The sequence below is a fragment of the Thalassotalea atypica genome (assembly GCF_030295975.1).
Classification (GTDB): Bacteria; Pseudomonadota; Gammaproteobacteria; order Enterobacterales; family Alteromonadaceae; genus Thalassotalea_F; species Thalassotalea_F atypica.
In genome coordinates this window covers 3,620,638-3,639,418 of sequence record NZ_AP027364.1, presented here as the reverse complement: position 1 = coordinate 3,639,418, position 18,781 = coordinate 3,620,638, and the positions used below count along the sequence as shown (strand labels likewise).

Genomic DNA, 18,781 nt, shown 5'->3' with positions numbered 1-18,781 from the left:
ATGGCTAAAGCTAAGAAAGACATCAGCGCTCAGGAAACCCAAGTACATTGGGGGTTTTGGCTAGGCTTTGTGTTTTTTTTCTTGGTGGTTATTGCCATGTTATCTATGGGCTGGTTTGTTAGCAAAAGAGTCGGCGCTGAAGAAAATGTGCCTGTGACTTCTTTGTTGATCACAGGGGAAATGCCTTATACACAAAAACAAGATGTGATGGCTGCTATTGAGTCAGTACATTTAGGCAATTTTTTTAAAGTAAATGTGAATGAAGTTCAACAACGAGTTCAGGATTTGCCTTGGGTTTACTCAGTATCTGTACGAAAACAGTGGCCAAACGAATTGAAAGTGTACGTTGTCGATCAGAGGCCTGTTGCGCTTTGGAACGGTGAGTTTTTTCTTAATGAATTCGGTAAGGCCTTTCAAGCCAATGCCAATAGGATAAACCATCATTTACCGGCATTTTTTGGCCCTGAAGGTAGCGAGAAAATAGCTCTAGAAAATTATAGGAATTTAAACGAAATGTTGTCGTACGACGTGTTGTCCATTGATGAGTTAGTGTTATCAGAGCGCTACTCTTGGCAACTGACTTTAAGTGATGGCGTGCGTTTGAACTTAGGACGCGAAGAACGTGTTGAGCGTGTTCAACGATTTATGGATGTTTATCAAGAGATCAAAGATAAACAACAAGATAACAAGCTAGTCGATTATGTTGATTTAAGATATGACACTGGTGTAGCTGTTGGCTGGAAGCCAGCACCTGAAAAAGAAAGAGTTTAATAATGGCTAAAGTGACAGACAGAAAATTGGTAGTTGGTTTAGATATCGGGACGTCAAAGATTTCTGTCGCGGTGGGCGAAATTACGCCTGAAGGTAAAATGAGTATTGTTGGTGTTGGTAATCAGCCATCACGTGGTATGGATAAAGGTGGCGTTAATGACCTAAACCTAGTGATCCAATCGATTCAGCGAGCGGTTAATGAAGCTGAGCTGATGGCAGACTGCAACATATCGTCTATTTATCTTGGCATATCGGGCAAGCACATCAGTTGCCAAAACGAAAATGGCATGGTGCCTATCAATGACAAAGAAGTGGTGCAAGAAGATGTGGATAATGTTATTCACACAGCACGCTCTGTACCAATTGCTGCAGAAAGACTGATGCTGCATGTATTACCTCAGGAGTACACCATAGATTGCCAAGACGGTATTAAAAGCCCTATCGGTATGTCTGGTGTGCGTATGGAAGCAAAGGTACATATTGTTACCTGCGCTAATGACATGGCGAAGAATTTAGTCAAGTGTGTAGAACGTTGTGATTTGAAAGCGGATCAGCTGATCTTTTCTGCACTTGCGTCGAGTTATGCGGTTGTCACCGATGACGAAAAAGAACTAGGTATCTGCGTTGTTGATATGGGCGCAGGCACTATGGATTTAGCTGTATTTACAGGTGGAGCATTGCGTCACACCGCAGTTATTCCAGTAGCTGGTAACCAAGTAACAAGTGATATAGCAAAAATATTTAGAACGCCATTGAGCCACGCTGAAGATATTAAAGTGAAATATGCGTGCGCATTGCGTCAAATGGTGAGCATGGAAGAGAGCATTGAAGTGCCTAGTGTTGGCGGGCGTCCTGCTCGCTCGATGTCACGCCATACGCTTTCGGAAGTGGTTGAGCCTAGATATCACGAGCTTTTTGAATTAATTCAAGAAGAGCTACGTGAATGTGGCTTAGAAGATCAAATTGCAGCAGGTTATGTATTTACAGGCGGAACGTCGAAGATGGAAGGCGTTGTTGAATTTGCAGAAGAGGTATTTCAGATGCCTGTACGCATAGCTAAACCGCTAGAAGTAGAAGGATTGAAAGAGTATGTCAACGATCCTACTTATGCAACTGTCGTAGGGCTTCTGCATTACGGGCTTCAAGCGGCAGACAATGAAGAAAGTAAAAAGAAAAGTACGGAGACGATGACAGGTATGTTGTCACGTTTAAGTGCTTGGTTTAAAGGTGAATTTTAAAAGTTTTGAAAAGGTATCGACAGGTACTTATTTCATTTTGGTGGAAAAACAACGTTTAAAAAACGGAGAGAATAAAAATGTTTGAATTGATGGAAGATCACAACGAAGAAGCGGTAATTAAAGTTATTGGTGTCGGTGGCGGTGGCGGTAATGCTGTCGAGCATATGGTAAGCCAAACGATTGAAGGTGTTGAATTTACTACCGCAAATACGGATTCACAAGCGTTACGCAACTCATCAGCGAATGTTACATTACAACTAGGTACTGATGTGACTAAAGGGCTTGGCGCGGGTGCTAACCCAGAAATAGGCCGTCGCGCTGCTGAAGAAGACAGAGAAACTATTAAGCAAACATTGCAAGGCTCTGACATGATCTTTATTGCTGCTGGTATGGGTGGTGGTACGGGTACTGGTGCTGCACCTGTAGTTGCTGAAGTGGCAAAGGAAATGGGGATTTTAACGGTTGCAGTTGTCACTAAACCCTTCCCTTTTGAAGGTAAAAAGCGTATGAATTACGCAGAGCAAGGGATTGAGTTCTTAGCCAAAAATGTCGACTCGTTGATCACTATTCCCAACGAAAAGCTGCTTAAAGTATTAGGCCCTGGCACATCATTATTGGATGCATTTAAAGCGGCCAATAACGTACTACTAGGAGCTGTTCAAGGTATTGCTGAGTTGATTACTCGTCCAGGTTTAATCAATGTGGATTTCGCTGATGTACGAACAGTGATGTCAGAAATGGGTACAGCAATGATGGGCTCTGGTATTGCATCAGGTCCTGATCGTGCTGAAGAGGCCGCGGAAGCTGCTATTTCTAGCCCATTATTAGAAGACGTAGATTTAGCTGGTGCTCGTGGTATTTTGGTTAATATCACGGCGGGTATGGACATCAGTATTGATGAATTTGAAACTGTAGGTAATGCAGTTAAAGCATTCGCTTCGGAAAACGCAACAGTTGTTGTTGGCGCGGTAATTGACCCGGAAATGACTGATGAACTGCGTGTAACGGTAGTAGCAACAGGCATTGGCGCAGAGCGTAAACCAGATATCACTTTGGTTAATCCTATGCCACAGGCTGAGCCACAAGTCGTTGGTAGTGATTACATTACTAGCCCACAACCTGAAGCCGTACCTGTTGCAATGCCAGAAGTAAATGCACAAGCTGCAGCGGTTAAAACAACGCATGCTGAGCTCGACAATTACTTAGATATTCCTGCATTTTTGCGTAAGCAAGCAGATTAATATTTGATATATTTGTTACATTTAGTACACAGACATGCTGAACTTTTGATTTTGTTAGCATTTTTTGATATATTACGCCGCCCCTAAAGCTAGGGTGTAGGTAATGTTCAATTTGTCGGGCTAATTAAGGCGAACTATGATTAAACAACGTACATTAAAAGAAAGTGTATCAACCGTAGGTGTTGGTCTGCATAAAGGTGAAAAGGTTCAGGTCACTCTCCGTCCTGCTGCCGCTAATACTGGTATAGTATTTCGCCGTGTAGATTTAGATCCTGTTGTTGATATAAAAGCCACACCTGAAGCTGTGGGTGAAACAACTTTATGTACGTGTTTGGTGAATGAAGATGGTGTTCAGATCTCCACCGTCGAACACCTTCTGTCAGCGGTGGCTGGCTTAGGCATTGATAACTTGATTATTGATGTTGATTCACCAGAAATTCCAATCATGGACGGCAGTGCCCTACCTTTTGTTTACCTGATCCAATCGGTCGGCGTTGAAACTCTCAATGTAGCAAAGCGCTTTTTACGCATCAAAAAGCCAATTCGTGTCACCGAAGGTGATAAGTGGGCGGAGTTACTACCTCATGAAGGGTTCCGAGTTAACTTTTCAATTGAATTTGAGCACCCCGTTATTGCCAAAACAGTTCAAGCAATGAGCATGGACTTATCAAGCTGTTCTTTTATTAAAGAAATTAGCCGGGCACGTACATTTGGTTTTATGAAGGATATCGAGTTTTTGCGCTCGCATAACCTTGCTTTAGGCGGAAGCCTTGAAAATGCGATTGTACTTGATGAGTACCGCATGCTTAACAAAGATGAACTCCGTTACGACGATGAGTTTGTAAAGCACAAAATCTTGGATGCTATTGGTGATTTATACATGGGTGGCGTCAGTATCTTAGGCGAACTTAATGCGTTTAAATCGGGCCATGCGTTAAACAACATTCTTTTAAGAGAAGTATTTAAGCAAGTCGAGTCATGGGAATGGGTGACATACGAAGACGAAGCAGAAGCACCTATTATGTATCATGAAACAAGCCCTTCAGTTTTCTAAATAGATTGAATGTCTAAAAACCGACAATATGTCGGTTTTTTTATACCCAGCATTCGCTTTGGATGAAATCACCTGACTAATTATTAGTGTTATTGACGTGCTTCGCTAGTTTTAATATTTTTTCCTGCAGGCTTTTAGGAGCAATAGTTGCAACATTCCTAAGTTGTGTTGCGGAAGCTTCTGACATTGATTTTTTCGGTTTTGCTATTTCTGAAGCTTGAGGCTTTGCTTTATTAAAATAGGGGTTTACTTTTAGTTCTACTTGGCTAAAAGCGCCTTCGGTCTCAATCGACAGTTGATTTGCAATGCGATTCTTTTCGAATTGTAATCTTTGTCCCCAAATAGGTGATCCGACTTCGATAAATATTTTATTTTGTGAAAAATTAGCAATATGCCAAGACTCTTCTGGTAGGTCGGGACAAATTTGTCGTACAATAACCTCAATTTTTTTTATAGAGTTGGTTTTTTGACTGATTTGTGCCAAAGTGCCGGACGTTGTTTTAAATAGGGTCGACATTTCGACAGGATTTTTAGATCTTCTAGTCATCGCACTGAGTCATCCAAGTCTGTCTATAGTCAAATGCATATTATCCCATGAGTTTAACATTACTGTATCGAGGAAAAAACGTTAGATTCTCAATGAAGCTAAATAAACTTCGTTGGCTATCTGCCGTGATTGTTTTTGCCTTGATTTCGGGCAGTGTTGTTCATTTATTTTTTTCGTCAGATGCAGTACCTAGTTCCGCTTCACAAAAAGATTCACCACCACTTTCAGCAATAAATGAAGGTAGCATGCAAAGCCAAGAAGTTATTGCGTTAACTATCAAAGTGGCTGAATTACAAAGTCAAATTCTTAGATTAAATGCATTAGGCGACAGGCTAGCCGCTGAGAGTAATATTTCTGAAAAAGAATTTAATTTTCAGTCATTACCTCCATCAGGTGGTCCGGTGCTGTCGGTTGATGCAATAACTCATAAAACGATAAATGAACTGTTGTTAGAAATTGACGAATTAACGAATAAAATCAATTACGAAGAAAAACAGTTAAAGGTGCTTGAATCTTTAACACTTGGTCACCATATAGAAAACACGAGTTATCTATCTGGTAGACCAATATCAAAAGGTTGGTTGTCCTCATATTATGGTGTGCGTAAAGACCCTTTTAATGGTCGACCCGCAATGCATAAAGGGGTTGATTTTGCAGGTAAAGAAGACGCCGACATCATTGCTACTGCTTCTGGCGTAGTTAGTTGGTCGAGTGAACGCTATGGATACGGCAATTTAATTGAAATTGATCACGGAAACGGTTTTAAAACGCGATTCGGTCATAACAAAGAAATCCTTGTTAATGTTGGGGATGTCGTAACCAAAGGCGATGTGATTGCGAAAATGGGCAGTACAGGGCGCTCTACAGGACCACATGTTCATTATGAAATCCTTAGAAACGGTGCACAAATAAACCCGATAAAATATGTATACAGAAAGGCAAAGTGAACACCAAGTATCACCTTGTGTTAAATAACATTTAATTTTAATGAAAGAATTCTCTTAATAGTGGTTAAGCAAACATGTTAGTAAAACTAATGACAAAAGTATTTGGTAGTCGTAATGATCGATTACTGAAAAAAATGCGTAAAGAAGTAAAAATAATTAATGCATTTGAGCCAGCACTTGAAGCTTTAAATGACGAAGAATTGAAAGCCAAAACACAAGAGTTTAAGGACCGCCTTGAACAAGGTGATGCATTAGATTCAATTCTACCAGAAGCGTTTGCAGTTGTACGTGAAGCGAGTAAGCGTGTCTTTGGTATGCGCCACTTTGATGTGCAAATGATCGGTGGCATGGTGTTAAACGACGGTAAAATTGCTGAAATGAGAACTGGTGAGGGTAAAACACTTACCGCAACACTACCTTCCTATTTAAATGCATTATCAGGTAAAGGTGTGCACATTGTTACCGTCAATGACTATCTAGCAAAACGTGATGCTGATTGGTCTCGTCCATTATTTGAATTCTTAGGTTTAACGGTTGGTTGTAACATTCCTGGTTTATCACCAGAAGATAAGCAAGCCGCTTACAGTGCTGATATTACCTATGGCACAAACAATGAATTTGGCTTTGATTATTTGCGCGATAATATGGCTTTCAGACCTGAAGACAAAGCGCAAAAAGAATTGAACTTTGCGGTTGTAGATGAAGTTGACTCGATCTTAATTGATGAGGCGCGTACGCCATTAATTATTTCAGGTCAGGCAGAAGATAGCTCTGAGCTTTATCGACAGATCAATACTATTGTGCCAAACCTAACAGTGCAAAGTGAAGAAGATAAAGATGCCGAGGAAGGTCAATCAGCCGATTTTGTTGAAGGTGATTACACCGTTGATGAAAAAGCAAAACAAATTTATCTAACCGAACGTGGCCAAATTAATGTAGAGCAAATCCTTCAAGAAAAAGGTTTGATCCAAGAGGGTGGTTCATTATTTGGTGCTGGTAATATCGGTTTATTACATCATGTAATGGCAGCACTTCGTGCTCATACCTTGTTCCAAAAAGATGTTGATTACATTGTTAAAGATGACGAAATCGTTATTGTTGACGAGCATACTGGTCGAACAATGGAAGGACGTCGTTGGTCAGAAGGTTTACACCAAGCCGTTGAGGCAAAAGAAGGTGTAAACATTCAAAATGAAAACCAAACATTGGCATCAATTACTTTCCAAAACTACTTCAGGTTATACAATAAATTATCTGGTATGACAGGTACGGCGGATACAGAAGCATTTGAATTTAGTCATATCTATGGCTTGGAAACTGTGCTTATTCCTACGAACCAGCCAATGATCCGTAAAGACATGGCGGATTTGATTTACCTTACAGGTGAAGAAAAGTTTGAAGCTATTTTAGAAGACATTAAAGATTGTGTTGAACGTGGCCAGCCGGTGCTTGTTGGTACTATCAGCATAGAAACGTCTGAATTTTTATCAGATTTTCTTAAAAAAGCTAAAATCAAACATAAAGTATTGAATGCTAAATTCCATGCTCAGGAAGCTGAAATTGTTGCAGACGCTGGTAAAGTTGGCGCGGTAACAATCGCAACAAACATGGCCGGTCGTGGTACTGATATTGTACTAGGTGGTAATTTAGATGCAGCAATAGCAAAATTAAATAATCCATCTGATGAACAGATTGAGAAAATTAAAGCAGAATGGAAAGAACAACACGACAAAGTGCTTGAACTTGGTGGTTTGCATATTGTTGCGACAGAGCGTCATGAATCTCGTCGTATTGATAACCAATTACGTGGTCGTTCAGGTCGTCAAGGTGATGCAGGTTCAACACGATTCTATTTATCGATGGAAGATGGCTTAATGCGTATTTTCGCATCAGAGCGTATTGCTAACATGATGCGTAAACTCGGTATGGAACATGGCGAAGCTATTGAACACCCTTGGGTAACACGCAGCATCGAAAACGCGCAACGTAAAGTTGAAGGTCGTAACTTTGATATTCGTAAACAACTACTTGAGTTTGATGATGTTGCCAACGATCAGCGTAAAGTGATTTACGAACAACGTAACGAATTACTTAACGAAGCGGATATTGGAGAAGTGGTTGGTAATATTCGTCACGATGTTATTGAGAGCATTATTGATCAACATATTCCGCGTCAATCGTTAGAGGAAATGTGGGATATCTCAGGTCTTGAAGATCGATTAAAGGGTGAATTGAATACTGAACTGCCGATAGCTAAATGGCTTGAGGAAGATAAAAAACTTCATGAAGAAACATTACGTGAAAAAATCATTGAGAGCTTTGAAAACGTATATTCAGCTAAAGAAGAAGCTGTTGGTGCTGATGTATTAAGACAGTTCGAAAAAGCGGTAATGTTACAAAGCCTAGATTCACACTGGAAAGAGCATTTAGCGGCTGTCGATCATTTACGTCAAGGTATCCATTTGCGTGGCTATGCGCAAAAAAATCCTAAACAAGAATATAAACGTGAATCATTTGAACTGTTTTCAGAAATGTTGGATAACTTAAAATACGATGTCATTGGTATTTTAAGTAAAGTGCAGATTCAAGCAGAATCTGATGTTGAAGTGGTAGAAGAGCAACACCGTAAAGCCGATGAGCTACCAAAAAATTATCAACATGAAACTGCTACCGACGAAACAGCACCCAAACCACAGCAGCCAAGAGTAGGGCGCAATGAGCCTTGTCCGTGTGGCTCTGGTAAAAAATACAAACAATGTCACGGTAAGCTAAGCTAACATCGTGTCATAGTACACACTGAAATAAGAGTTAAGAATGCCAGTCACTGACTGGCATTTTTATATCAAAAAAAGAGGTTCAAATGAAGCAAGTACATGTTGCTGTTGGCGTGATTTTAAAAGAGCAAAAAGTATTTATTACGAAGCGACATCAAGACGCGCATCAAGGAGGAAAATGGGAGTTTCCTGGTGGTAAGGTAGAAGCAAACGAAACTGTTGCACAGGCGCTTGCTAGAGAGTTACAAGAGGAAGTTTCTATTGAGGTACTTGCCTGTCAGCCCTTTATGTTGGTTGAACATGATTATGGTGATAAATATGTGAAGCTAGAGATATTTATCGTGGATCAGTTCATCGGTGAGCCGAATGCCCAAGAAGGTAATGAACAAAAATGGTGTGACATAACAAACTTGATGAATTATCAATTTCCAAAAGCGAATCAGCCAATTATTGAAAAGCTACACAAGGAATATGAAAGTAGGGCATAAAATCTTGTTAACAAAGGCGTAAACAGGATTAAGAGTTAGAAGACTCTGCTTGTTATTCAGGCTCTACAAAAAACTTATTATGTTGTAAAAATTGTTCTTCCATCGCATCAATCATTTCTTCGGTTAGAGGCTCATGGCTTTGCATCGGCTGAGTGATTTTATGACTTTCATCAGCCCAATCACCTAAGTCGATTAGTTGACATCGTTTTGAACAAAAAGGTCGAAACTCGCTAGATTTATCCCATAAAACTGATTTTTTACACGTAGGGCAAGGAACGTTTAAAGACATAAATTTGATTGTTTAACTTTGAATAGGTAATACGAGAATTATAGCAATCAGCAGCGAGACAATTCAAATTTTGTCGCTTGATTGGCGTACTTTCTCCCTCTGCTATCACAAGGTGACATAAATCGAATAGAGTATCTAAAACGGTTGCCGCTGACTGTCGGGTAATATTGAGCATCTTGTGTTACTTTAATGCGAAGTAATAAGAGTCCTTCACCACTATCTTGAAAAAAGCCCGAGTCGGTTTCTATCTTTTCAAATGCGCTGCGTTGTCTTATAAATTTTAATACTAATTTAATTGCTTGATATACTTGTGATAGTAAAAATAACCAGTGATCGATATCCTTTGTAATCTTATCAATCGGTTGATGAAGCCAGAATTGAAGTTGAGGTAAGTCAAAAGCTGAGCTCCCTCCTTGAATCGCAAATCGTTGTTTTATGCTGGCCAGTAATTTATCGTTTCTAAGCTGAAACCAAGTAGGCTTGGTGGCCTTCAGTTGACAAACCAAGGCGATGACATGTTTTAAATTGTCTTCTAATGCGCCACCATCAATTTCTGGTGATTGTGACCAAACCACCAAATGTTGTTCTAGCTTTTCTAGATCTTTGATTAATTCGCCCCGAACGTCATTACGCTCCATGGTATCAATGATGGCGAATAATGCATTAAAGAAGACTTGGTAGTTATTAGAGATTTGCTCAGGTGAATAACCTTTAACTTGGGCAAATAATTGCTCAAGCTTTAGATAATTGCGGATGCGCTCATTAAGCGGGTGCTCGTATAAAACCAATTTTAATACAATATATTGAAAAATTTAGACTTATACTACGCTTTAGATATAAAAATGGCGAATGATTTTATTTTTGATCACTTTTTTTGGCTAATTCGAGGTATTTTTCGTGCAGTTTGCCTACTTGAATAGAAATATTGTCAGCGCTATTACTTGAATTATCAATCACATCATCGGCGGCGGCTAATCTTTCGCTTCTAGAGATCTGGCTGGCGATTATCTTTTTTACTTCACCTTCATCACTATGATCACGTTTTGCTGTGCGTTCGATTTGTTGAGCTTCATTTATGTCAATTACCAACACTCGGTTAACAAACTGCTCTAGTTTATTTTCTATCAGTAAAGGTGCTACCAGTATACAATATGAACTCTTTGCGGCTTTTAACTGGCTGAGCATTTCTTGCCTGATTAATGGATGAAGTAATTGATTAAGCCACTCTTTGTCTGATGAACTATTAAAAATTATAGTCCTTAGTTGCGCTCTATTGAGCTCGCCATTTGCTAGCAATATAGCTTTACCAAATTGAACAGCTATTTGTTCCAGAGCTTTTGTTCCTGGTTCAACGACTCGTCTTGCAACAATATCAGCATCAATAATATCGATACCATGTGCTTTAAACATGTCTGATACGGTCGTTTTACCGCTACCTATACCGCCAGTGAGTCCTATTATCATTAACTAAAACCTTACCATATTATTCACATACCACTTGTTTACATACCAAGTTGTGAAAGATACCACTGCCATATATTGTTGCCCCAAAGAAGGCAAATCCAGCCAGCAACAGCAATATAAGGGCCAAATGGGATAGCCTGCTCACGCTGGTGGTTTTTGAATAGCATCAGCGAAACACCAACTATCGCACCTACTGCAGAAGACATTAAAATTAATAAAGGTAACAGTTGCCAACCAAACCAAGCACCAAACACCGCGACAAGCTTAAAGTCACCATGTCCCATACCTTCTTTGCCTGTTAGCAGTTTAAATGCCCAAAATACACTGTATAAACTCATATACCCAGCAATTGCACCAATGACAGCTTGCTCTAATGGAACAATGGAGCCATTAATGTTGATCAAAAGCCCTAGCCAAAGTAAAGGCAAAGTAATTTGATCTGGTAATAGCATGTGATCGAAATCGATCATGATAAGACATATCAGCCCATATGATAATAATAACACCCAAATGGTCAGTAAGCTGACGCCAAAGTAATAGGCGACAGACAAACCTACTAATGCCGTAATTGCTTCAATTGCCGGGTACCTTAAAGAGATCTTAGTTTTACACTGACTGCATTTTCCTTTAAGCAAAAGCCAACTCAGGACTGGAATATTTTCGTAAAACTTAATTTGATGACCGCAACTAGGACACGTGGAGTTAGGCTTAGACAGTGACATAGGCTTTAAATCACGGCTTGGCTTATCTGGCACTTCATCGGCAAGAAATTCTCGGCATTCTTGATACCAGCCGTATTCCATCATTTTAGGTAAACGATAAATGACGACATTTAAGAAGCTTCCGACTATGAGTGAGAATATACCCACAGAGAAATAGAAGTAAGCGGGGTAGAGTTCGAAGGTGTTTATAAGATTTTCTAACATGGAACGCCAGTGTAGTTATAGGAGAAAAGTAATTGTCTTAAACAATCAATAATAGTGCAAGCGTCGCACTTAAAAGAAGAGCTTTCAAGTGCGTGTGGCAAATGTTGCTATACAACTTGCCCAATTTGGAAAATAGGTAAGTACATGGCAATGATCAAGCCACCAATCACTACACCTAAAACAGACATAATCATAGGTTCTAATAGACTGGTTAATGAATCTACCGCGTTATCCACTTCTGCTTCATACACGTTAGCCACTTTAGAAAGCATATCATCTACCGCGCCAGATTCTTCGCCAATAGCCACCATTTGAATAACCATATCAGGAAATATCTGCGAGTTACGCATTGCTAAGTTCATTTGCATACCAGAAGATACTTCTGAGCGTATTTCGAGAATAGCCTTTCGATAGACGGCATTACCTGACGCGCCTGCTGCTGATTCTAAAGCATCAATTAATGGTACACCGGCAGCAAAGGTAGTGGATAGAGTGCGGGCATAACGCGCAACCGCGGCTTTATCTAAAATATCACCAACGACAGGAATTTTAAGGATACTTACATCGACTTTGTCTCTAAAGGATTGACTCTTTTGGTGGGTCTTTTTAAACATATAACCAGCGATGAACATCGCTGCTAAGCCTAGGTACCAATAAGCCTGCATAAACTCAGAAATACCTATCACCAGTAATGTAAAAGCCGGTAATTCTGCGCCAAAATTTGCAAAAATTTCCTGAAAGACAGGGACTACGAATATTAATAAAATTGATGTCACTATCGCTGCGATTACTAATACTGATATTGGATAAGTCATGGCCTTTTTTATTTTTGCCTTTAATGCTTCTGCCTTCTCTTTATAGGTCGCGATTCGATCATATATAGTTTCTAATGCGCCGGATTGTTCACCTGAAGCAACTAAATCGCAATATAAGTCATCAAAGTATTTAGGGTGCTCGCGTAAACAGTCTGAAAGGGGTAAACCTGAACTTAGCTTTAAACCTATATCACCTAATAGCTTTTGCATATTGCCATTGTCATGGCCTTTACCAATCATTTCAATTGATTGTACTAATGGTACGCCAGCTCCTAGCATTGTTGCTAACTGTCGGGTCACTGTAGCTATATCTGCTGGTTTAATTGCTTTGTCGCTACCCCCAAGACCAAATAATGGTTTTGGCTTTTTCTTGATCCGGCCCGGTGTTATCCCCTGTTTTCTCAGCTGTGTCTTGAGTTCTAATGCGCTGGCAGCAGAAAGCTCTCCATTAACTTTCTTTCCTTTTCGGTTAACACCTTGCCAGACAAAAACATCATTTGGTTTAGTTTTTACATTCTTACCTTTTCGAGAGCTATTACTTGCGTTTGCTACTGCCATGTTCGCCTTCCAGTTGTACTCGTCTTTAAATGTTAAACGTTTAACCTGCGGTTACGCGATTAATTTCTTCTAGGCTGGTTACGCCGTTCATTGCCTTTAAAATACCAGATTGCCTTAAGTTGTTGTAGCCTTCTTTTTGGCATTGTCGGCTGATATCTAGCGAGTTTCCACCTTCCATAATAATAGATGAAATCTCACTACTGATTTTGATCACTTCATATATACCAACTCGACCTTTATAGCCTCCAGTACATTCATCACAACCAACTGCTTTAAATAGCTTAAATGAGCCAATTTTATCTGCTGGAAAGTCTAACTCAATAAGTTGATCTTCAGGTATATCTTCTTCGGTCTTACATTGATTGCAAAGGCGTCTAGCAAGTCGCTGCGCGATAATAATGCTTACTGAACTTGCGACGTTATATGCGGGAACGCCCATGTTCAATAATCGAGTTAAAGTTTCTGCTGCAGAGTTGGTATGCAGCGTTGATAAAACTAAATGACCTGTTTGTGCAGCCTTGATGGCAATTTCGGCGGTTTCCAAGTCCCTGATTTCACCAACCATGACAATATCCGGATCTTGTCGTAAAAATGACCTAAGCGCGCTAGGAAAGGTTAACCCTGCTCGAGTATTAATTTGAACTTGGTTTATACCTTCTAAATTTATCTCAACGGGGTCTTCCGCTGTTGAAATATTTCGCTCTGCCGTATTAAGAATATTCAGTCCTGTATACAAAGAAACGGTTTTTCCTGAGCCGGTAGGCCCAGTAACCAATATCATTCCTTGTGGTTGAGCCAGTGCTTCGGTATAAATTTTCTTTTGAGCAGGCTCATAACCGAGCATATCAATGCCAAGCATGGCACTGGACGAATCCAATATGCGCATTACGATTTTCTCTCCCCACATAGTAGGTAGGGTAGATACACGAAAATCGATAGATTTCTTTTTAGATAGTGCTAATTTAATACGACCATCTTGAGGGACACGGCGCTCTGCAATATCTAATTTAGACATGACTTTAAGGCGAGCTGCCATTCGAGATGATAAAGCAACAGGAGGCTTGGCAATTTCAGTTAATATGCCGTCGATTCGAAAACGAATTCTAAAACTTTGCTCGTAAGGTTCAAAATGTAAATCGGATGCGCCTTTTTTAATTGCATCGAGCAGTATTTTATTAATATAGACGACGATAGGAGCATCATCGCCTTCGCCTGTGGAGCTATCTTCTTCTCTGTCTTCTTGTACTTCGATGCCCGATAGCTCATCGGCATCTATTTCACTGATATCTAATGCTTCTGATTCACTTTCTAGCACAACATCAATTGTTGCTTGTAAACTTAGCTCGTCAACAACAACAAGCTCTGTGCTAAACCCCGTGTTAAATTGAATATCTTCTAAGGCGTCCATATCGGTGGGATCAGACATGGCGACAAAAAGTACTTTACCTCTTAAATAGAGCGGTAAAGCATTGTGCTTTCTAATTAACTTTTCGTTTCTGATCCCTTCAGGTACCAGTGAAGTATCGAATTGTTTTAAGTCGATTAATGGGTAGCCAAAACTTTTTGAAAGAACAGAGGCAATTTTATGAGCATTGTAGTGCTTATCTTCAACAAGGTGGCGGATAAGGGATTTGTCTTGCTGAATAAAATCAGCACTGATGTTATCAAGCGCTTCTTGTGGAATGATATTTTGCTTAGAAAGCGCAGACAACAAACTCGATTGTTGATGAATTCCTTTCATTTCAGGAAGCCTTTAAGGTGCATCGTTAATTATACTTTTGTTAATCTTAATGTATTAATTTGTCTGTTGAAACAAAAAAGCCTCCAAATGGAGGCTTTTTTAAAAAATTAAATGGCTATATTAACAAAGACCAGCAGTCAAACAAGTACCACCTTCAGCCCAAGTAATACCACCATTTGCGTCAACAGTAGCTGTCAATGTGTAAGTTGCGTTTGTTACGCCACCAGCACTTAAGTCAGAAGTAATTGTAATAACACCATCAGCCATGTCAGCGCCTGTTACATGAGTAGCAGCAAGGGCACCAGGATCATCTTTAACTGGGATTCCTACAGCGCCTGCATCCAAATCTGCTTTAGCTGCACCTTTAGTTTGTGCAGCAATACTTGCTGCATTTTTATAAATGCCAGACGCTAAGATTGCCTCAGAGAACTTTGCACGGTCAGCGTAAGTTTGGTAAGCCGGTAATGCTACCGCTGCCAAAATACCGATGATTGCTACAACAATCATTAATTCAATAAGGGTGAAACCCTTTTGTGCGTTTGTTTTCATATTTTTTACTGTGTTCATAATAATAATTTCCATCTTTATTACGGGGGCTGAGGCTATACTGCGATAAAATTTATAAGATGTAAAACATTGTTTCACTTTTTTTGAGCTTTTTTATCATTTTTATACTGATTTCACGGCATTTCACCTACAAATTCTGCCGCTCCCTTAAATGATTGAAAATCAGCAAGATAAGCTACAGCATTGCATAAACAAATATATGCGCATTTTTCTTTAACTAAGAAAATCGCATCGATAAGTCGATGGCTTGCACATGCTTAGTTAAAGCGCCTGATGAAATGTAATCAACACCGGCCGCTGTATAGGCTTTGAGGGTTTCCATGGTCATATTGCCGGAAACTTCAATTTTAGTGTCTTGATTATTGTTCTTATTATAAGCAATAGTGGTTTGCATCGCTTGTTCAATCATATCGGTGGTGAAGTTATCTAACATAATGATATCAGCACTGGCATTCAGTCCTTGTTGCAACTCATCCATGTTTTCCACTTCCACTTCCACTTTTTTGTCAGCATGATTTGATTTAGCCGCAGCGATTGCATTAGCAATACTTCCGCATGCTGCTATATGGTTTTCTTTGATCAGGAAAGCATCGAATAAACCGACGCGATGGTTGTTGCCACCACCGCAGCTTACTGCGTACTTTTGAGCGGTTCTTAGCCCAGGTAAAGTTTTACGTGTATCAAGCAACTGAGTCTTGCTGTCTTTTAATTCATTGACATAACTTGCCGTTAATGTGGCGGTGCCAGATAACGTTTGTAGAAAATTTAGCCCAGCACGCTCACCTGTTAGTAAAATGCGCGCGTTACCACTTATCTCGCATAATGTAGTATTTTCCTTGGCGAGCTGCCCGTCTTGAACAAACCAAGTGATGTGCGTTTGTTCGCCACTTAATGCATCAAGCTGTTTAAACACTTCATTCACCCAAGCAATTCCACAAACAATGCAATCTTCACGATTAATAATACTGGCAACGGCATTACTTTCAGCAGGGATTAATTCTGCCGTAATATCTAGATTTTGCTCCAGTTTACCGTCGGGAGATATACCTAAGTCTTCTTTTAAAGACCAAGTGACTGTGCTCGAAATATCTTGCTGAAGGCTTGTTAATTGCATTGGGCTTTTCTCATCAAATCATAGAATATTAATGCGGTCATTGTTCAGTTAAAATCAACTGTCGACCTGTTTGTCGGAATTCTACTCTTTTTAGGGCTGACATGCCTAACAGTATTTCGTCACTTTTCATACCAGGGTTAATGTGTGCTGCTACATCGTGCAAAACAATGTCGCCTATTGAGAGTGTATCGATTTTAGTGCGTGTGACATAAACTTGACCATTGGCGGTTTGTACAGGGTAACTGCCAAAACTCTCTAACTTCAATTTGTCTGCCACTTGCAAAGGGATAGAGACTTGTGTGGCGCCAGTATCTAATAAAAAAAGCACATTGCTATTGTTTATGGTGCCATTAGAAACATAGTGGCCATTTTTGTTTTGCTTTAAAATGACTTGGTTTTTTCCTTGGACTGATAAATAGCTTTCAGGCGACTGGTTGGGGTTCCACTGCTTTTCTAGTACATCGTTGAAAACAAATACCAATAAGCAAATAGCAATAATCCAAGCCAACCAAATAAATAATTTTCCAAAGTTATTTGATGAATCGTTTTCTGTCATAGTAGCATTAGCTTAATAGTCGAATAATTTGTATTAATGAAAGTGTATGACGAAACCCACACCTGACTCAAATGAACAATCGAAAGCAAAGGTAACAACATTCAAATTATTAGTGGATTGTACCATCAATAATGGCTGGCTAAGTGATATTGAACACCGCCCCTCACCCCACTTCACCTCACGTGAACCCGCACAGGATGTCTCGCTATTGGTGGTTCATAATATCTCATTACCGCCAGGAAAATTCGGCGGCCCTTATATTACTGATTTGTTCTTAGGCAAGTTAGATCCCAGGCAAGATTCATATTTTGAAGAAATTTATCAATTAAGAGTCTCGGCACATTGCTTGATAAGGCGGAACGGTCAAGTAATTCAATACGTTTCATTTGATGACAAGGCGTGGCATGCAGGAGTTTCTGATTTTAATGGGCGTGAAAAGTGTAATGATTTTTCAATTGGCATTGAGCTAGAAGGAACAGATACTGAACCTTACACCGAAGAGCAATACCAACAACTGGTCTGTTTAGTACAAAAATTGCAAGAATCTTATCCATTAATTGTACATAATCATTTGGTAGGTCATTGTGATATCGCTCCTGGTCGAAAAACAGACCCTGGTGAAGCGTTTAATTGGCCTTATTTTAAAGCACTCTTAAATAAAGGAATCATTGATGGGACTAATTAGCCTATTAATTGCATTGGTTGCAGAAAAAAAACTATCCTCACCTTTTTGGCAGTTTAACAATGCCTTTTCGCACTACATGGCATTCACCAAACAGTTAGACATGCATAATAAAGTGAAAGGGACATTGCTACCGCTTGTTTTAATAGGGGCGCCAGTTGCAATCTGCTTTATTGTGCTGAAATTGATAGATGACAGTCTATTACACTTATTGCTGTCAACGGCTATTCTGATTGTGTGCTTTGGCTGTGTTAAAACTCGCGACGTTTATAAACAATATTTGCACTCGGCCTTTAGAGGCGAAACAACGACGTGTGATTTACATTACCAGCAACTGATCAGTGATAAAAACTTACCAGCGCTAGGTTTTGGTCAAACCTTGATTTGGCTAAATTATCGTTACTACATTGCGATCATGCTATTTTTCGTCGCTTTCGGCGCTGCGGGGGCACTATTTTATCGGCTATTGTGTTGCCTCAATGAGCAACAACAGTTGATGAAGCAAGAAGATGATGATTCACTGGCTATTACTTCAATGTATGAGAAAGTGTTATTTTGGGTCGATTGGCTGCCAGTCCGAGTTGCAACATTTGGTTTTGTGCTTGTTGGGCACTTCTCTAAAGCCTTCCCTACATGGTTAGAAAATGTCGCCGATATAGATAAACGACCACAATGTGTTTTGGTCGATGTTGGCAAGCAAGCTGAAGATATCATGGTTGACGAGTCAGATTGCACGGCAGAGCCTTGTTTATTGGTTCGGCTGGCAAAACGCAATGTCTTGCTTTTACTCGCTACCGTCGCGGTGCTGACATTAACAGGGATTATTTACTAATCAAACTACAAGCATTGTTTTTTGATTGAATGCACAACAGGTGAATGGCTTACTTACAGAAAATTTAACGGCCATTCACATTTCACCACTATTCACCTTAAGCCTTCATCAATCGTAGTATTTTTAGAGCGTGACCTAAATCAATTATTACCTTTGTAATAATTGAAAACTACGCCT

Annotated in this window: 19 protein-coding genes; 9 read left to right on the top strand and 10 right to left on the bottom strand. The window is 39.8% G+C overall.

The genetic code is table 11. The features are described from left to right. The 4 genes from QUE03_RS16575 to lpxC all read left to right on the top strand — a co-directional run bounded on the left by QUE03_RS16575 (nucleotide 1) and on the right by lpxC (nucleotide 4,304). Complete coding sequence (locus tag QUE03_RS16575) at nucleotides 1-771, top strand: cell division protein FtsQ/DivIB (protein ID WP_286263068.1); 771 nt, start codon at nucleotides 1-3, stop codon at nucleotides 769-771. A 2-nt stretch (nucleotides 772-773) separates the two neighbouring features. Next, nucleotides 774-2,009: a cell division protein FtsA gene (ftsA, locus tag QUE03_RS16570; RefSeq protein ID WP_286263067.1), complete on the top strand. Its 1,236-nt coding sequence runs from the start codon at nucleotides 774-776 to the stop codon at nucleotides 2,007-2,009. Between the two features lie 77 nt (nucleotides 2,010-2,086). Next, entirely contained in the window at nucleotides 2,087-3,250 is a 1,164-nt protein-coding gene (ftsZ, locus tag QUE03_RS16565; RefSeq protein ID WP_286263066.1) for a cell division protein FtsZ, read from the top strand. A gap of 136 nt (nucleotides 3,251-3,386) precedes the next feature. Then, nucleotides 3,387-4,304, top strand: a complete 918-nt coding sequence (lpxC, locus tag QUE03_RS16560; protein WP_286263065.1) for a UDP-3-O-acyl-N-acetylglucosamine deacetylase — start codon at nucleotides 3,387-3,389, stop codon at nucleotides 4,302-4,304. Nucleotides 4,305-4,380: 76 nt separating this feature from the next. Here the strand turns inward: lpxC and QUE03_RS16555 are convergent, their stop codons facing one another. After that, a complete protein-coding gene (locus tag QUE03_RS16555) occupies nucleotides 4,381-4,788 on the bottom strand; it encodes a DUF721 domain-containing protein (protein ID WP_286263064.1) in 408 nt (135 codons plus the stop codon). A gap of 110 nt (nucleotides 4,789-4,898) precedes the next feature. On the opposite strand from QUE03_RS16555, the gene QUE03_RS16550 reads away from it, so the two are divergent. The 3 genes from QUE03_RS16550 to mutT all read left to right on the top strand — a co-directional run bounded on the left by QUE03_RS16550 (nucleotide 4,899) and on the right by mutT (nucleotide 9,060). Continuing rightward, nucleotides 4,899-5,798 carry a M23 family metallopeptidase gene (locus QUE03_RS16550; RefSeq protein ID WP_286263063.1) on the top strand — a complete coding sequence of 300 codons (900 nt, stop codon included), beginning with the start codon at nucleotides 4,899-4,901 and terminating at the stop codon, nucleotides 5,796-5,798. Nucleotides 5,799-5,872: 74 nt separating this feature from the next. Continuing rightward, nucleotides 5,873-8,575: a preprotein translocase subunit SecA gene (gene secA / locus QUE03_RS16545; protein WP_286263062.1), complete on the top strand. Its 2,703-nt coding sequence runs from the start codon at nucleotides 5,873-5,875 to the stop codon at nucleotides 8,573-8,575. Nucleotides 8,576-8,658: 83 nt separating this feature from the next. Then, nucleotides 8,659-9,060: an 8-oxo-dGTP diphosphatase MutT gene (gene mutT, locus QUE03_RS16540; protein WP_286263061.1), complete on the top strand. Its 402-nt coding sequence runs from the start codon at nucleotides 8,659-8,661 to the stop codon at nucleotides 9,058-9,060. A 52-nt stretch (nucleotides 9,061-9,112) separates the two neighbouring features. On the opposite strand, the gene yacG is transcribed toward mutT, so the two are convergent. The 9 genes from yacG to QUE03_RS16495 form a co-directional block, all read right to left on the bottom strand. Further along, nucleotides 9,113-9,349, bottom strand: coding sequence for a DNA gyrase inhibitor YacG (gene yacG, locus QUE03_RS16535; RefSeq protein ID WP_286263060.1), 237 nt, complete (start codon nucleotides 9,347-9,349; stop codon nucleotides 9,113-9,115). Nucleotides 9,350-9,396: 47 nt separating this feature from the next. Then, nucleotides 9,397-10,137, bottom strand: coding sequence for a cell division protein ZapD (zapD, locus tag QUE03_RS16530; protein ID WP_286263059.1), 741 nt, complete (start codon nucleotides 10,135-10,137; stop codon nucleotides 9,397-9,399). A 67-nt stretch (nucleotides 10,138-10,204) separates the two neighbouring features. Next, nucleotides 10,205-10,813 (bottom strand): dephospho-CoA kinase, encoded by a 609-nt coding sequence (gene coaE, locus QUE03_RS16525; protein ID WP_286263058.1) that lies wholly within the window; start codon nucleotides 10,811-10,813, stop codon nucleotides 10,205-10,207. Nucleotides 10,814-10,851: 38 nt separating this feature from the next. Then, nucleotides 10,852-11,739, bottom strand: coding sequence for a prepilin peptidase (locus QUE03_RS16520; protein ID WP_286263057.1), 888 nt, complete (start codon nucleotides 11,737-11,739; stop codon nucleotides 10,852-10,854). Between the two features lie 107 nt (nucleotides 11,740-11,846). After that, on the bottom strand, nucleotides 11,847-13,112 hold the full coding sequence (locus QUE03_RS16515) for a type II secretion system F family protein (RefSeq protein ID WP_286263056.1): 1,266 nt from the start codon (nucleotides 13,110-13,112) through the stop codon (nucleotides 11,847-11,849). A 40-nt stretch (nucleotides 13,113-13,152) separates the two neighbouring features. Next, nucleotides 13,153-14,853, bottom strand: a complete 1,701-nt coding sequence (pilB, locus tag QUE03_RS16510) for a type IV-A pilus assembly ATPase PilB (RefSeq protein WP_286263053.1) — start codon at nucleotides 14,851-14,853, stop codon at nucleotides 13,153-13,155. Nucleotides 14,854-14,973: 120 nt separating this feature from the next. Then, nucleotides 14,974-15,402, bottom strand: coding sequence for a pilin (locus tag QUE03_RS16505; RefSeq protein ID WP_434020214.1), 429 nt, complete (start codon nucleotides 15,400-15,402; stop codon nucleotides 14,974-14,976). A gap of 235 nt (nucleotides 15,403-15,637) precedes the next feature. Then, complete coding sequence (gene nadC, locus QUE03_RS16500; protein ID WP_286263051.1) at nucleotides 15,638-16,534, bottom strand: carboxylating nicotinate-nucleotide diphosphorylase; 897 nt, start codon at nucleotides 16,532-16,534, stop codon at nucleotides 15,638-15,640. A 37-nt stretch (nucleotides 16,535-16,571) separates the two neighbouring features. Next, the gene (locus tag QUE03_RS16495; protein WP_286263050.1) at nucleotides 16,572-17,090 is read right to left on the bottom strand and encodes a retropepsin-like aspartic protease family protein; all 519 of its coding nucleotides are present in this window, start codon (nucleotides 17,088-17,090) and stop codon (nucleotides 16,572-16,574) included. A gap of 46 nt (nucleotides 17,091-17,136) precedes the next feature. On the opposite strand from QUE03_RS16495, the gene ampD reads away from it, so the two are divergent. Beyond that, the gene (ampD, locus tag QUE03_RS16490) at nucleotides 17,137-17,775 is read left to right on the top strand and encodes a 1,6-anhydro-N-acetylmuramyl-L-alanine amidase AmpD (protein WP_286263049.1); all 639 of its coding nucleotides are present in this window, start codon (nucleotides 17,137-17,139) and stop codon (nucleotides 17,773-17,775) included. Continuing rightward, nucleotides 17,762-18,604, top strand: coding sequence for a beta-lactamase regulator AmpE (gene ampE, locus QUE03_RS16485; protein WP_286263048.1), 843 nt, complete (start codon nucleotides 17,762-17,764; stop codon nucleotides 18,602-18,604). Before ampD ends, ampE begins: the two co-directional genes overlap by 14 nt. Nucleotides 18,605-18,781: the final 177 nt, after the last annotated feature.